General features: G+C 76.5%; 13 protein-coding genes. 6 read left to right on the top strand and 7 right to left on the bottom strand.

The window, feature by feature from the left end:
- Positions 1-22: 22 nt before the first annotated feature.
- Positions 23-1,687 carry a diguanylate cyclase domain-containing protein gene (locus tag ACRYMN_RS07735; RefSeq protein ID WP_432493669.1) on the bottom strand — a complete coding sequence of 555 codons (1,665 nt, stop codon included), beginning with the start codon at positions 1,685-1,687 and terminating at the stop codon, positions 23-25.
- An 87-nt stretch (positions 1,688-1,774) separates the two neighbouring features.
- Between ACRYMN_RS07735 and ACRYMN_RS07730 the strand changes: the two genes are divergently transcribed.
- Positions 1,775-2,377: a class I SAM-dependent methyltransferase gene (locus ACRYMN_RS07730; protein ID WP_432493667.1), complete on the top strand. Its 603-nt coding sequence runs from the start codon at positions 1,775-1,777 to the stop codon at positions 2,375-2,377.
- A 238-nt stretch (positions 2,378-2,615) separates the two neighbouring features.
- On the opposite strand, the gene ACRYMN_RS07725 is transcribed toward ACRYMN_RS07730, so the two are convergent.
- The gene (locus ACRYMN_RS07725; RefSeq protein ID WP_432493665.1) at positions 2,616-3,485 is read right to left on the bottom strand and encodes an NmrA family NAD(P)-binding protein; all 870 of its coding nucleotides are present in this window, start codon (positions 3,483-3,485) and stop codon (positions 2,616-2,618) included.
- 81 nt (positions 3,486-3,566) lie between these two features.
- On the opposite strand from ACRYMN_RS07725, the gene ACRYMN_RS07720 reads away from it, so the two are divergent.
- Together ACRYMN_RS07720 and ACRYMN_RS07715 are read left to right on the top strand one after the other, a co-directional pair.
- Entirely contained in the window at positions 3,567-4,334 is a 768-nt protein-coding gene (locus ACRYMN_RS07720; protein ID WP_432493663.1) for a TetR/AcrR family transcriptional regulator, read from the top strand.
- Positions 4,335-4,389: 55 nt separating this feature from the next.
- The gene (locus ACRYMN_RS07715) at positions 4,390-5,451 is read left to right on the top strand and encodes a cation diffusion facilitator family transporter (protein ID WP_432493661.1); all 1,062 of its coding nucleotides are present in this window, start codon (positions 4,390-4,392) and stop codon (positions 5,449-5,451) included.
- 75 nt (positions 5,452-5,526) lie between these two features.
- Here the strand turns inward: ACRYMN_RS07715 and ACRYMN_RS07710 are convergent, their stop codons facing one another.
- Both ACRYMN_RS07710 and ACRYMN_RS07705 read right to left on the bottom strand, forming a co-directional pair.
- A complete protein-coding gene (locus ACRYMN_RS07710) occupies positions 5,527-6,048 on the bottom strand; it encodes a TetR/AcrR family transcriptional regulator (protein ID WP_432493659.1) in 522 nt (173 codons plus the stop codon).
- Between the two features lie 138 nt (positions 6,049-6,186).
- Entirely contained in the window at positions 6,187-8,046 is a 1,860-nt protein-coding gene (locus tag ACRYMN_RS07705) for a putative bifunctional diguanylate cyclase/phosphodiesterase (protein ID WP_432493657.1), read from the bottom strand.
- A gap of 99 nt (positions 8,047-8,145) precedes the next feature.
- Between ACRYMN_RS07705 and ACRYMN_RS07700 the strand changes: the two genes are divergently transcribed.
- The gene (locus ACRYMN_RS07700; RefSeq protein ID WP_432493655.1) at positions 8,146-8,463 is read left to right on the top strand and encodes a tetratricopeptide repeat protein; all 318 of its coding nucleotides are present in this window, start codon (positions 8,146-8,148) and stop codon (positions 8,461-8,463) included.
- A 57-nt stretch (positions 8,464-8,520) separates the two neighbouring features.
- Here the strand turns inward: ACRYMN_RS07700 and ACRYMN_RS07695 are convergent, their stop codons facing one another.
- The 3 genes from ACRYMN_RS07695 to ACRYMN_RS07685 all read right to left on the bottom strand — a co-directional run bounded on the left by ACRYMN_RS07695 (position 8,521) and on the right by ACRYMN_RS07685 (position 11,649).
- Positions 8,521-9,261 (bottom strand): HAD-IIA family hydrolase, encoded by a 741-nt coding sequence (locus ACRYMN_RS07695; RefSeq protein ID WP_432493800.1) that lies wholly within the window; start codon positions 9,259-9,261, stop codon positions 8,521-8,523.
- Between the two features lie 163 nt (positions 9,262-9,424).
- Positions 9,425-10,114: a deoxyribose-phosphate aldolase gene (gene deoC / locus ACRYMN_RS07690; RefSeq protein ID WP_432493653.1), complete on the bottom strand. Its 690-nt coding sequence runs from the start codon at positions 10,112-10,114 to the stop codon at positions 9,425-9,427.
- The gene (locus ACRYMN_RS07685; RefSeq protein ID WP_432493651.1) at positions 10,111-11,649 is read right to left on the bottom strand and encodes a GGDEF domain-containing protein; all 1,539 of its coding nucleotides are present in this window, start codon (positions 11,647-11,649) and stop codon (positions 10,111-10,113) included. The genes deoC and ACRYMN_RS07685 overlap by 4 nt, the downstream gene beginning before the upstream one ends.
- Positions 11,650-11,884: 235 nt before the next feature.
- Between ACRYMN_RS07685 and dprE1 the strand changes: the two genes are divergently transcribed.
- Together dprE1 and ACRYMN_RS07675 are read left to right on the top strand one after the other, a co-directional pair.
- A complete protein-coding gene (gene dprE1, locus ACRYMN_RS07680; protein WP_432493798.1) occupies positions 11,885-13,279 on the top strand; it encodes a decaprenylphosphoryl-beta-D-ribose oxidase in 1,395 nt (464 codons plus the stop codon).
- An 11-nt stretch (positions 13,280-13,290) separates the two neighbouring features.
- Positions 13,291-13,881, top strand: a complete 591-nt coding sequence (locus ACRYMN_RS07675) for a DUF1802 family protein (RefSeq protein ID WP_432493649.1) — start codon at positions 13,291-13,293, stop codon at positions 13,879-13,881.
- Positions 13,882-14,135: the final 254 nt, after the last annotated feature.

Here is a 14,135-nt window from a genome sequence, read left to right as displayed (position 1 = left end):
CCCTCAGCATTGCCCTTCTAAGTTAGGAAGGCAAGGTGCTGGCGGCGACGCCCTCGCCAGCCGGGTGGACGCGGTTCCTGCCGGCGCGCTTGGCCTCGTACATCGCGCCGTCGGCGCGGGCCAGGGCGTGCTCGACCGCGCCCGGGCCACCGTCGCCGCAGCCGCCGGCCGTGCGCCGGGCCAGGTCGGGGCGAGCCAGGTGGGTGCCGATGCTGACGCCGACGGTGAAGGTGCCCGCGGTGGTGGTGACCGGCTCGCGCAGGGCGCCCAGCAGGCGCTCGGCGATGGCTCGCAGGTCCTCGCCGCGGGTGGTGCCGGGGCAGACGGCGGCGAACTCGTCACCGCCCAGGCGGGCCAGGGTGTCCGTCGGGCGCAGGCACGCGGAGAAGCGGGAGGCCACCTCGCGCAGCAGCTCGTCGCCGGCGGCGTGCCCGGCGGAGTCGTTGACGGCCTTGAAGCCGTCCAGGTCGCAGAACAGCACGCCCACCCCGGCGCCGCTGCGCCCGGCGGCGGCCAGGGCGTGGGCCAGGCGGTCGTGCAGCAGGGTGCGGTTGGGCAGCCCGGTCAGCGCGTCGTGCAGCGCCTGGTGGCGCAGCGCGTCCTCGGCCGCGCGGCGAGCGGTGACGTCCTCGATCAGGCACAGCAGCTGCGGCTCGCTCTCCGCGCGGCCGGTTTCGCCCGGTTCGCCGGGTTCGCCCCGTTCGCCGGGCGCCGGGGGTCCGGGCACCGCGGCGTTCATGGCGGTCGCCGTCAGCAGGCCCCAGCGCACGCTGCCGTCGGCGTGGCGGTAGCGCTGCTCGACCTGCCCGTGGGCGCGCTCGCCCAGGAGGAAGGGCGCGAGGGCGAGCGCGGAGTGCACCCGGTCGTCCGGGTGCGCGAGGTCGTGCACCTCGCGGGTCAGCAGCTGCGCGGCGCTCAGGCCGGTGAACGCGCACAGCGTGGAGTTCACCTGCAGGACGCGGCCCGCGTCGCGCCCACCGAGCCCGACGATCAGCATGCCCACCGGGGCGGTGTCGAAGGCGGTGCGGAAGCGCTGCTCGGAGGCGGCCAGCACCGAGCGCAGCTCGGCGTCGCGCTCGGCCAGGCGCTGGACCTCGGCGGCGTGCTCGCGCGCCCGCGCGGCGTGGTCCTCGGCGGCCCGGGCCTGGCGGCTGCGCTCGAAGAGGGCCACCACCACCCGCGCCAGCCCCTCCAGCGCGTCCAGCTGCGCCTGCGAGAGCTCCCCCGGCGCGGTGTCGAAGACGCACAGGCTGCCCAGGGCGTGCCCGTCCGGGCTGAGCAGGGGCGCGGAGGCGTACAGGCGCACCCGCCCCAGCCGGCCGTCGACCCAGGGGTTGGTCCGGTAGCGCTCGTCGAGGGCGGCGTCGCGCGCGTGCACCACCTGCCCGTCGGCGAAGTGCAGCGCGCACATCGAGTCCTCGCGCGCGGAGTCCGCGCCCTCGAAACCCACGGTGGTCAGCTGGCACTGCCGGTCCGCGTCGATCAGGTTCAGCGTCGCGTGGGGGACGCCCGCGACCATCGCCGCGGCGCGCACCACGTCGTCGAGCTCGGTGGCGGCCGGCGCGTCCAGCACGTCGTAGGCGTGCAGCGCCGCGAGGCGCTCGGCCTCGAGCACGATCGCGCTGGGAGCGCCGGTGCCCCGCCCGGTGGACCCCCGGGCGGGCAGCAGGGGGGACGGCGATCTCACAGGAGCGTCCATCGGCACGGGGGCACGACGGCTTGACCCCCCGAGGGGGTGCAGGGGGTGCGAGCCGCGTGCGTACCGTCGTGGTCCGTGAGCTCCTCGAGCGTCCGGCGGGCCTGCTCCTCGCTCGCCGGCCCGTACATCGACCTGCTGGGGTCCGTGGACGTCGTGCACCGGGACGACCGGCGGCTGATCGCGGAGCACCTCGGGCGGGTGAGCGGTGCGGTGCTGGACCTCGGGTGCGGCCCGGGTCACCTGACGGGTCTCCTGCGCTCGACGGGCGCGGACGTCACGGGCGTCGACCTGGTGCCCGAGTTCATCGAGCACGCGCGCCGGGCCCACCCGGACGCGCGCTTCGAGGTGGGGTCCCTGACGGACGTGGACCGCCCGGACGGCTCGGTGGCGGGCGTCCTGGCGTGGTACTCGCTCATCCACCTCGAACCCGAGCGGGTCAGCGGCGTCCTGACCGGCATCCGCCGGCTGCTGGCCCCGGGTGGGGTTCTGGTCCTCGGGTTCTTCGACGGGCCGGTGTGCGAGCCGTTCGAGCACCGGGTCACCACGGCGTACCGATGGCCCGTCGACGAGGCGGCGCGGTGGCTGGCCTCGGCCGGTTTCGCGGAGGTGGAACGCCTGCAGCGCGGGCAGGAGGGCGAGCGGCGTCCCCACGCGGCCGTCGCCGCCCGGGCGGTGTGACGGCGCCCGGGGTGGTGGCGCACCGGTCGGTCGACGCAGTTCGGAGCGGGACCCTCGCCCCGAGGTGCGCGGGGAGCGTCGGCGTGCGCGCACCGTGCCGACGAGGGCGCGGAGGACCGCCGGGGAACCGCCCGCCACCACCCCGACGACCGGGCTCGAGGCGTGAGGCAGCGCTGCGCGCCCGCCGAGGTTCCCGGCTGACCGCCGGCCGTGCTCGCTGCCTCGACGCCTGCGCGCCTCAGTGCGGCGGGGGCGCCGTCAGGGCGTCCAGGGCCGTGGCCGGTCGGCGCTCCAGCAGGTCGGCGAGCAGGGGCGACGTCCCGGCGAAGAAACCCTCGGCGGCGGCCCGGTGCATGCCCAGGACGAAGCGCGCTACCGCCTCGGGGCGTCCTGCGCCCACCTGGGCGGCGAGCCACTCCTCGGGGTCGACCAGGACGCGCTCGACGCGCCGGCCGGTGGCCTCGGAGAGGAGGTCGGCGAGGTCGGCGAAGGTGGGGGCTTCGCCGGCGGTGAGCGTCAGCGGACCCTCGAGGCCGCCCTCGCCCGCGGCGAGCCGGGCGATGACGACCGCCGCCGCCTCGGCGGCGTCCTCGCGCGCGGTCCAGGACACCGGCCCGTCCGCGGGCACCGTGACGGCTCCGGTGGAGCGCCAGTCGCCGGCGAGCCAGGCGAGGCTGTGGGCGTAGAAGCCGTTGCGCAGCGACGTCCACGGCAGGCCGGACCGCTCCAGCGCGACCTCGGTGGCGGCGTGGTCGCGGCCGGGGCCGAAGGGCGTCCCGGGCGAGGCGCCCTGGTGGCTGGTGTACAGCACGTGCCCGACGCCCGCCCGCACCGCGGCGTCCACGGCGGCGGTGTGCAGGGCGACGGCGTCGGCGGACGGGTCGTTGGAGGAGACCAGCAGCAGCTGGTCGGCCCCGGTGAAGGCGGGCACGAGGGTGTCGGGCTCGGCGTAGTCGCCGTGGCGCACGGCGACGCCCCGCCGGGCGAAGCGCTCGGCCCCGGCGGGGTCGCGGGCGACGACGACCAGTTCCTCGGCGGGGAAGCGGTGGAGCAGGTGCTCGGTGGTGGCGCCGTTGAGGGCGCCCGTGGCACCGGTGATGATGATCACCACAGCCTCGCTAACGTTGGTAGCGGGATTGACGAATCGATGGAAATACAGTGGTACCACCCGCTTGCTACCATTGGCAACATGGTGGTCGGGGCAGGTCGGCACGAGCCGCGCGGTGCGCACGCCGGCAGGGACGCCGCGCGCGACCGGCTCGTCGACGTGGCGGCCGACCTGCTGGGGCGGGAGGGGCCGGCGGCGGTGACCACCCGGGCGGTGGCCGCCGCGGCGGGCGTGCAGGCGCCGATGATCTACCGGGTCTTCGGGGACAAGGACGGGCTGCTCGACGCCGTCGCCGAGCGGGCCGCGGAGGAGTTCGTGGCCACCAAGGCCCGTGCGGCGCGGGACGAGGCCGGGCGCGGTGCCGACCCGCTGGAGGACCTGCGCGCGGCCTTCTGCGCGCAGGTGGACTTCGGCGTGGCCAACCCGGAGGTGTTCCGGCTCCTCGGCGACCCGGCGCGGGTGCTGCGCTCCAGAGCGGCGCGGGCGGGCCTGGAGGTGCTGCGGGCGCGGGTCCACCGCGTGGCGCTGACCGGGCGCCTGCGCGTGCCGGAGCGGCGCTGCGTCGACCTGCTGCAGGCCGCGGGCACCGGCGTCGTCCAGACCCTGCTGGCGACCCCCGCCGACGAGCGGGACCCCGGGCTGGTCACCTCGATGTGGGACGCCGTGGTGGCCGCCGTGCTCGTCGAGGACGCCGGCTCGGCCGGTGCACCCGCTCCCGCCGAGCAGGCCGGTGCCGCCGCGGTCGTCGCCTTCCGCGCCATGGCACCCGAACTGCCCGGGCTCAACGCCGCCGAGAGGGGCCTGCTCGTCGACTGGCTGCACCGCGCCGAGGCGGCGGCCCGGGGCTGACGCCGCGGCGGTCGCCCGCGCGCGTGATCCGGCGCACGGCCCTAGCGTTCCCACCGTGGCCACCGACGCAGCCCAGGGGACCGTGCAGCGCGAAGGACCGGGCGGCGGGGAGAGCACCGCCACCGTCCTCGTCGCCCTGGGCGCCAACGCCCTGATCGCCGTCGCCAAGGGCGTCGCGGCGGTCGTCACCGGCTCGGCCGCCATGGCCGCCGAGACCGCCCACTCCGTGGCCGACACCGTCAACGAGGTGTTCCTGCTGACGGCCCTGCGCACCAGCGCGCGCCCGGCCGACCGCGAGCACCCGCTGGGTTACGGCCGCGCCCGCTACTTCTGGGCCCTGGTCGCCGCCGGTTCGATCTTCGTCACCGGGGCCCTGTACTCCGCCTTCGAGGGCGTGGAGGCGCTGACGTCGGAGTCGCACGAGCTGGAGAGCCCGCTGGTCTCCTACGTCGTGCTGGCCGTCGCCTTCGTGCTGGAGGGTTCCTCGCTGCTGAAGGGCCTGAAGCAGACCCGCGGGGAGGCGCGCGCGAACCGCCAGAGCTTCCGCCGGTTCCTGCGCACCAGCGACGACCCCACGGCGACGACCGTGGTGTTCGAGGACAGCGCCGCGCTCATCGGCCTGCTGCTGGCCGCCGCCGGGACCGCGCTGCACCAGGTCACCGGCTCGGGCGTCTACGACGGCATCGCCAGCCTGTGCATCGCGCTGCTGCTGGCGCTCATCGCGGTGCGGCTGGGGCGCACGAACATGCGCCTGCTCACCGGGGTGCAGGCCGACCCGCGGCTGGTGCGCGCGGTCCTCGTCCAGCTCGGCGACGAGCCCGAGGTCGAGGCGGTGGTGGACCTGCTGACCGTGCAGCTGGGCACCGACCAGGTGCTGGTGTGCGCGCGCCTGGACCTGGTCGACGAGCTGAGCAGCACCGAGGTGGAGCGGGCCGCGGTGCGCATCGGCCGCAGCGTGCGCGAGCGCTTCCCCGACGTCGCCGAGGTGTTCCTGGAGCCGGTGCCGCGCGACGACGCCGAGGTGCGCGAGCGCGTGCGCGTGCGCTACGGCGAGGACCTGGCGACCCGGATGGTCGAGGAGGCCGCCGACGGCACCCGCGGGGCCCGCCCGTCCTGAGGGCGGGCCCGCCGCGCCCGTCCCGCGCCGCGTCGCCCGGCCCGTCGTCGCCCGGCCCGTCGTCGCCGGGCCCGTTCAGGCGGGGGAGGGCACGTGGGTCATGCCGGTCGTCAGCGCGCTCGCCCACGACGCGTCCACCGCGTCCAGGTCCAGGGTGACGATGAGGTGGCACAGCTGGCCGTAGGCGGTGAAGCGCTGCACGTCCGCGTCCCCGGCGCCGCTGCGCCCCTGCACCAGCCGCACCACCGAGGACAGCCCGCGCTGCAGCGCCTCGCGCACCTCCGGCACGTCGCACGCGCTCTGCGCGTGCACCTGCAGCATGAGCAGGTCCCGGTCGGCGATCAGCTCGGCGTACGCCACGCCCATCGCCTCCAGCACCTCCTCGGGGGAGGTGCCCGCGGCCCGGTCGGCGCCGGCGTCCAGGGCCCCGCGCACGCGCTCGAAGCAGTGGTCCAGCGCGGCCACGAACAGCCCGAGCTTGTCGGTGAAGAGCCGGAAGACGTACGCCGGGGAGATGCCGGCGTCGGCGGCCACCGCGGTCACCGGTGTCGCGTGGTAGCCGGTGCGGGCGAAGACCCGCACGGCGCTGGCGGTCACGCGGGGACGCTGGGACTCGGCGGTGGACCTCACGGGGTCGCTCCGGAACGCATGTGACTGATTGGACACTACGAGCGGGGGGACGTCAACGCCGTGCAGCCCGGCGGCCCCACCGCCGGGCGCGGGGCGAGCCCGCGCTCAGCCCGCCGCGGCGCTCGCGGCCGCCGGCATCGCGATCTGCGCCGCGCTCAGCGGCCGCGCGTACAGGTAGCCCTGGGCCAGGCCGCAGTTCAGCGCGCGCAGCGCCCCGGCCTGCTGCTCGGTCTCCACGCCCTCGGCGATGACGTCCAGGCCCAGGCTGCGGGCCAGTTCCACGATGGTGGCCACCAGCGTGGTGGCGGCGCCGCCGCCGGCGAGGTCGCTGACGAAGGAGCGGTCGATCTTGACGATGTCCACGGGCAGGCGCCGCAGGTACGACAGGCTGGAGTAGCCGGTGCCGAAGTCGTCGATGGCGATCTGCACGCCCAGGTCGCGCAGCCGCTCCAGGCGCGTGGCGGTGCCCGTGAAGTCGTCCACCAGCAGGCTCTCGGTGATCTCCAGCGTGAGCTGCTGCGGCGGCAGGCCCGAGTCGCGCAGCGCCCCGGCGACGACGTCGAGCACGGCGTCGTCGGCCAGCTGCACGGCCGAGAGGTTCACGCCGATGGTGACCGGGTGCCCGCGCAGGCGCGACCACCGCGCCGCCTGCGCGGTGGCGGTGCGCAGCACCCACGCGCCGATCGCCGTGATGTGCCCGCTGCTCTCGGCCAGCGGCACGAACTCCAGCGGCGGGACCATGCCGCGCCGCGGGTGACGCCAGCGCAGCAGCGCCTCGAAACCCTCCGTCGCGCCGCCGTCCAGCTCCACGGTGGCCTGGTAGTGCACCTCCAGCTCGCCGCGCTCGACGACGCCCTGCAGGTCCTCCAGCAGGTGGGCGCGCTCGGAGGCGGCCTGGCCCATCGCCTCGGCGTAGGTGACGGCGCGGTCGCCGCCGCGCGCCTTGGCCTGCTGCACGGCCAGGCCGGCGTTGCGCAGCAGCTGCTCGGTGGCGTCCTCGGGGCAGGTGCCGTCCAGGGTGGTGGAGTCGGCCACGCCCGCGCTGGCCTGCAGGTGCACCTGCTGACCGCCGGCGGCGATCGGCTCGCGCACCGCGGCGAGGAAGCGCTCGGCGGCGCGCGCGGCCTCTTCCCCGCTCGCGCCGGCCAGCACGACGGCGAACTCGTCGCCCTCCAGGCGCGCGACGCGGTCGCCGGCCCGGGCGCCGGCGCGCAGCCGCTGCGCCAGCACGCGCAGCGCCTCGTCGCCGGCGCGGGTGCCGCGGGCGTCGTTGACGGCCTTGAAACCGTCGAGGTCCAGCAGCACCACGGCGGTGCCGTCGCCGTCGCCCAGTGCGCGGTCGAGGACCTCGCCGAGCTGGGTGCGGTTGGCCAGCCCCGTGAGGGCGTCGTGCAGGACCTGCTGCTCGTTCAGCCGCCAGGAGGCCAGGTGCGCGCAGCTCGCCGCGAGCACGAAACCGGCGTGCACGAGCATCCAGCGCCAGGGGTTCCGCACCGCCTCGTGGTGGCCGTAGACGCTGTGGGGGAACACGGTGCCGAGCGCGCCGTGGTGCACCACGACGATGCCCAGCCCCACCCCGAAGGGCACCCAGTCCTGGTAGAGCGCGGCGACGCCCACCATGACGAAGAAGTGGAAGTGCGACTCGGTGAGCCCGCCGGTGAGCTGCACGAGGACCGCGGAGGCGGTGAACAGGCTGGCCGTGGCCGCCGCGGAGGTCACCGCCCGGCCCCACCGGCGCGGCAGCGCGGCCGCCAGCGGCAGCAGCACCGCCCCCACCAGGGCCAGCACGTGCGCGGCGCCGTGCCCCAGCGCCAGGCCCAGCGGCAGCAGCGCCAGCGCCTGCAGCGCGGCGACGAGCACGATGGCGCGGTGCCGGCGCTGCCACACCGGGCCCGGCAGGCTGCGCCCGCTGGGCAGCACGGCCTCGGCGGCGGCGCGCAGCGCGCGGGCCCTGGTGCTCGTCACGGTGGCGGCATCGGCCCACCCTGCCGCGGCCTTGAGGTTGCCCACCCGGGTGGACCCGTGCGGCGGAATCGCCCGCCCCCGGCCGGGGTTGAGGACGGTGTGATCGTCGACCTGCTCAGCTTCGAACTCGCCCGCGCGGCGTTCGACGAACGTCGCTACACCGACGCGGTCGCCGCCCTCGAACCCCTCCTGGAGCGCAACCCGGACGACCGGGCCCTGCGCGAACTGCTGGCGCGCTCCTACTTCGGCGCCGCGATGCTGCGCAAGGCCGAGGAGCAGGCACGCGAGCTGGTGCGCCGCGCCCCCTCCGACGGCTACGCGCACCTGCTGCTTGCCCGCAGCCTGGAGCGCCAGAGCCGCACCTCCGAGGCGCGCGGCGCGCGCGTCATGGCGCACGTGCTGGGCGCCACCGGCTGAACCCGCCGGCTGAACCCGCCGGCCGGGACCACCTGTCCCGGCCGGCGGGCGGCGGTCTCAGACCAGCGGCACCAGGTCGCCCACGGAGTCCACGACGCGGTGCGGGCGGAACGGGAAGCGCTCCACCTGCTCGGCCCGGGTGGAACCGGTGAGCACCAGGTAGGTGCGCAGGCCCGCCTCGATGCCGGCGACGACGTCGGTGTCCATGCGGTCGCCGACCATCGCCGTGGTCTCCGAGTGCGCGGAGATCCGGTTCATCGCCGAGCGGAACATCATGGGGTTCGGCTTGCCGACGAAGTACGGCTCGGCGCCGGTGGCCCGGGTGATGAGCGCGGCCACCGAACCGGTGGCCGGCAGCGGCCCCTCGGCCGACGGGCCGGTGGCGTCCGGGTTCGTGGCGATGAAGCGCGCCCCGCCCTCGATGAGGCGGATCGCCCGGGTGATCGCCTCGAACGAGTAGGTGCGCGTCTCGCCGAGCACCACGTAGTCGGGGGCGGTGTCGGTGAGGATGAACCCCGCCTCGTGCAGCGCCGTGGTCAGGCCCGACTCGCCGATGACGTACGCCGACCCGTTCGGCATCTGCCGCGCCAGGAAGTCCGCGGTGGCCAGCGCCGACGTCCAGATGCACTCCTCCGGCACGGTGATGCCGCTGCGCGCCAGGCGCGCGGCCAGGTCGCGCGGGGTGAAGATCGAGTTGTTCGTCAGCACCAGGAAGCGCCGGCCGCTGTCGGCCAGGCGCTGCAGGAACTCCGGCGCGCCGGGCAGGGCCCGCTCCTCGTGGACGAGCACGCCGTCCATGTCGGTCAGCCAGCACTCGATGCCGCCGTCGCCGCCCCCGGGGACCGCGTCCCCGTGCTCCGCGTCAGCCGCCCGCACGTCCTCGCCGCTCACGTCCTCGCCGCTCACGTCCTCGCCGCGCATGTCCCCGCCGTCCACGTCCCCGCCCACCGCGCCCGTCCCCTCAGCCGTCCAGGCCCGCCAGGACGGCGGCCGTGCCCGAGAGTCCCAGCCGGGTGGCGCCCGCGTCGAGCATCGCCAGGGCGGTGGTGGTGTCGCGGATGCCGCCGCTGGCCTTGACGCCCAGGCGCCCGCCGACGGTGGCGGCCATGAGCTGCACGGCGTGCAGGGTGGCGCCGCCGGTGGCGTGGAAGCCGGTGGAGGTCTTCACGAAGTCGGCGCCGGCGGCCTCCGCGGCGCGGCACACCTCGACGAGCACGTCGTCGGGCAGCGCCGCGGACTCCACGATGACCTTCAGCACGCCGGGGGCGGGCACGGCGGCGCGCACGGCGGCGATGTCGGCGCGCACGGCGTCGAACTCGCCGGCCAGCGCGGCGCCGACGTCGACGACCACGTCGACCTCGTCGGCGCCGTCGCGCACGGCGGCCTCGGCCTCGGCGGCCTTGACGGCGCTGGTGTGCTTGCCGGAGGGGAAGCCGCAGACGGTGGCGACGACGAGGCCCTCGACGGCCTCGCCGCGCGCGACGGAGAGCATGGTCGGCGACACGCAGATCGCCAGCACGCCCAGCTCGCGGGCGTCGGCGCACAGCGCGAGGACGTCCGCGCGGGTCGCCTCGGGCTTGAGCAGGGTGTGGTCGACCAGGCGGGCCACGTCGTGGCGGCTGCGGCCGGCGGGGGCGGAGGTGGTGCTCACGCCCGCGAGTCTGCCACCGCCGCCGCCCCGCCCGCCGGGGCCCGCCCGCCCGGCCCGGCCGCGGTGGCGGTGCTGCCCGTGGTGACGCCGGTGCCGGCGGGGGCGGTGACCGTCCGGTCGCGCCCGGCGGTCTTGGCCGCGTAGAGCGCCTCGTCGGCGCGGCGCAGCAGGGCCGCCGGCTCCTCGCGCCCGTCCCACACCGCGGCGCCCACCGAGCAGGACTGCCCGTCGGGCACGACGGCGCGCAAGCGGTCCGCGCGCGCCAGGGCGGCGGCGGGGTCGGTGCCGCACGGCAGCAGGACGGCGAACTCCTCCCCGCCCCAGCGGGCCAGGAACCCCTCGTCGCCGAGGACCTCGCTCCAGGCGGCGGTGGCGGCCTTGAGCAGCTCGTCGCCGGCCTGGTGCCCGCGGGTGTCGTTGTAGGTCTTGAAGTGGTCCAGGTCCAGCAGCGCCACGACGAACGAGGTGCCCCCGGCGCGCGCCCGCGCGCAGGCGCCGGACAGCTCGTGGTCCCAGGTGCGGCGGTTGGCCGCGCCGGTGAGCGGGTCGGTGCGGGCCAGCGCGGCCAGCTGCACCGCCTGGCTGCGCACCTGCTGCAGCAGGTCCCAGACGCGGGCCACCACCAGGCCCACCAGCAGCACCGAGCCCAGCCCCAGCCACGCCACCGCGGTGGGCCCGCGGGTGAGGTCGAGCACCACCAGCACCGCCGAGGGCAGCGCGGCGGCCAGGGCCAGGACGGCCAGGCGCACCGGGGTCAGCCCCTCGGCCCGGGCGGGCTTCTTCTCCGCCAGCGCCGGCGCCGACGCCTGGCAGGCGGCCAGGGCGATGCTCAGGTAGTACGACAGCCACAGCACGTTGACCCAGCGCGGGGCCGTGTCGCCGCCGGTGCGGTACTGCAGCACCGTCCAGGCCACGTCGGCGGCCACCGTGGCGGTGACACCGGCCACCAGCAGCCAGTAGGCGCGGGTGCGCGCGCCGGGTCCGGTGACCATGCGCGCCAGCAGGTGCACCACCAGCACGTCCGCCACGGGGTAGGCCACGCTGGTGGTGCGCGCCAGCGCCCCCTGGGTGCTGTCGGCGGCCAGCGGCAGCACGACGAAGACGCCGAAGAGGGTGCCGGCGCTGAGGGTGAGCACCGCGGCGTCGAGCAGGCTGCCGCGGTGCGAGCGCCGGGCGCGCTGGCGGTTCAGGCCCAGCAGGCCGATCGCCACCGGCACGTACGCCAGCAGGTAGGCCGCGTCGGCCGGCGTGGGCCAGGAGTCGTTGCCCAGCAGGTTCAGCACCGTCAGGGTCGCCTCGCCGGTCAGGAACAGCACCTGCGCGGTCAGCAGCCAGCGCCAGGGCCCGCGCCGCTCGCGCGGCACCCGGGGCACCGCCAGGGCGGTCAGCGCCACCGCCAGCACCACCGGCACGAGGTAGGCCAGCGAGCCGGCCGTCGAGGCCGGGTCGGGGACGGCGGACAGCGGCACGGCCAGCACCGCCGCCACCGCGACGGCGTGCAGCCACCACGGGGACGTCCCGCGCTCCTGGATCACCCCGGCGGTCTCGGCGCCCCGGCCGGCCGGCTGGAGCGCCGGGCGCCGGCGTCACCCGCACGGCGCACCCGCGCCACCCGCCCGGCGCACCCGCCCGGCGCACCCGCCCGGTGCACCGGCCCGTCCCCGGCGCCGGCCCGTCCCCGGCGCCGGCCCGTCCCCGGCGCCGCGGGCCGTGTCGCGGCCGCGGGTTAGGCTCGGGCCCGTGGTGAGCATCCCTGGCCTGAAGACCGTGCTGGACCGCCCGGCCGACGCGACGGCGGGGGGCGCCTCGCGCGCGAGCGCCCGCCTGACCGGCTGGGGCCGCACGGCGCCGACGACCGCGACGGTGCTGCGCACCGCCGACCTCGACGTGATCGCCGAGGCCGTGCGCACCGCCGGCCCGCGCGGCGTCATCGCGCGCGGCCTGGGCCGCAGCTACGGCGACCCCGCCCAGAACGCCGGCGGCCTGGTGATCGACATGACGGCCCTGGACCGCATCCACGACATCGACGTCGACGCCGCCGTGGCCGACGTCGACGCCGGGGTGTCCCTGGACAAGCTGCTGCGCGCGGTCGTGCCGCACGGGCTGTGGGTGCCGGTGCTGCCGGGCACCCGCCAGGTCACCGTCGGCGGCGCCATCGGTGCCGACATCCACGGCGGCAACCACCACACGCAGGGCACCTTCACCCGCCACGTGCTCTCCCTGGACCTGCTCACCGCCGACGGCCAGGTGCGCACCCTCACCCCGGACGGCCCCGAGCGCGAGCTGTTCCTGGCCACCACCGGCGGCATGGGCCTGACCGGCGTCGTGCTGCGCGCCAGGATCCGCCTGGACCGGGTGGAGACCTCCTACTTCCTCGCCGACGTCGAGCAGGCCCCCGACTTCGACGAGATGCTCGAGCGGCTGACGAGGAACGACGAGAACTACACGTACTCCAAGACGTGGTTCGACTCCGTCACCAAGGGCGAGCACATGGGCCGCGGCTTCCTGCTGCGCGGCTCCTCCGCGAAGCTGGAGGACCTGCCGGCGAAGCTGCGCAAGGACCCGCTGAAGTTCGACGCCCCGCAGTACGCGAAGTTCCCGGACCTCTTCCCGCCGGGGATGCTCAACCGCTTCACGGCGAAGGCGCTCAACGAGTTCTACTACCGCAAGGCCCACACCCAGCAGGGCGTGGTGCAGAACATCACGCAGTTCTACCACCTGCTCGACCTGTTCGCGGACTGGAACCGCGCCTACGGCCCGCACGGCTTCCTGCAGTACCAGTTCGTCGTGCCGATGGACCGCACCGACGTCCTCAGGGCCAGCATGGAGGCCATCGTCGAGTCCGGGCACATCTCCGCCCTGAACGTCCTCAAGCGCTTCGGCGAGGGCAACGACGCGCCGCTGTCGTTCCCGCGCAAGGGCTGGACGCTCGCGGTGGACCTGCCGGTCAAGCCCGGCCTGGACCGCCTGTGCGACCGGCTCGACGAGATGGTGCTGGACGCCGGCGGCCGGCTGTACCTGGCCAAGGACTCGCGCACCACCGCGGACCGCTTCGCGCGGATGTACCCGGACCTGCCCGCCTGGCGCCGGGTGCGCGACGCGGTCGACCCCGAGCGCAAGTTCGCCTCCGACCAGTCCCGCCGCCTGCAGCTGGTCACCGGCTGAGGGAGCCCGGCGTGAGCAGCGAGCCCGCCACCGCGCCCGGTCCCACCCCCGCCCTGAAGGAGTGGGGGGCGGTGGCGCACGCCCTGCTGCAGGGCCGGCAGGCGCTGCTGCTGCGCAAGGGCGGCATCCACGAGAAGCGCTTCAGCGTGGGCGCCTCGCGGTTCGTGCTCTTCCCCACCGTGGCGCACAGCCACGCGGAGTCGGTGCGCCCCGAGCACCGCGACCTGCTGCCCCTGGGTGCGGCCGACGCCGCCGGGGCCGACGGCGAGGAGCTCACCGTGCGCGCCGGCGCCGAGGTCGTGGCCGTGGTGCCCGTCGCCCGGCCCGAGCGCGTGGAGGAGCTGGAGGACCTGCACGTGTGGACGTCCGCCTCCGTGCGCTCCTCGCGCGTGGACTTCCGCCCGCGCCACCAGCTCACCGCGCTCGTGGTGCGCGCGGTGGAGCTGCCCGAGCCGGTGCGCCTGGTGCGCCGGCCGGAGCACCGAGGCTGCACGAGCTGGCTGGAGCTGGACGTGCCCTGGCCCGCCGGCACCGGGCGCGCCGTGCACGACGACGCGCACCTGGCCGCGGTCGAGGCGGCCGTGCGCGCGCGCGTCGGCTGAGGCGCCCCGGCGCCCGCGCACCTCCACGCCCGTCGGTGCGCCCGGCGCACTACTGTCGGGCCCGTCCCCGGCACGCGGGGGCCGGTGGTCACGACGGGGTGGTGGGGATGGGCGACGACAGCGGTGCCTTCCGCGAGGCGGTCGAGGCGGGGGGGGGGGGGGGGGGGGGGGGGGGGGGGGGGGGGGGGGGTGGCGCGGCGGTGGCGGCCGGCCCCGCCGGCCGGCCATCAGCACCACTCCTCCCCCACACCCGA

This window comes from Kineococcus gypseus (assembly GCF_050871305.1).
Taxonomy (GTDB): Bacteria; Actinomycetota; Actinomycetes; order Actinomycetales; family Kineococcaceae; genus Kineococcus; species Kineococcus gypseus.
Note: the sequence above shows the minus strand (reverse complement) of the source record. Positions and strands in the feature narration are given on the sequence as shown.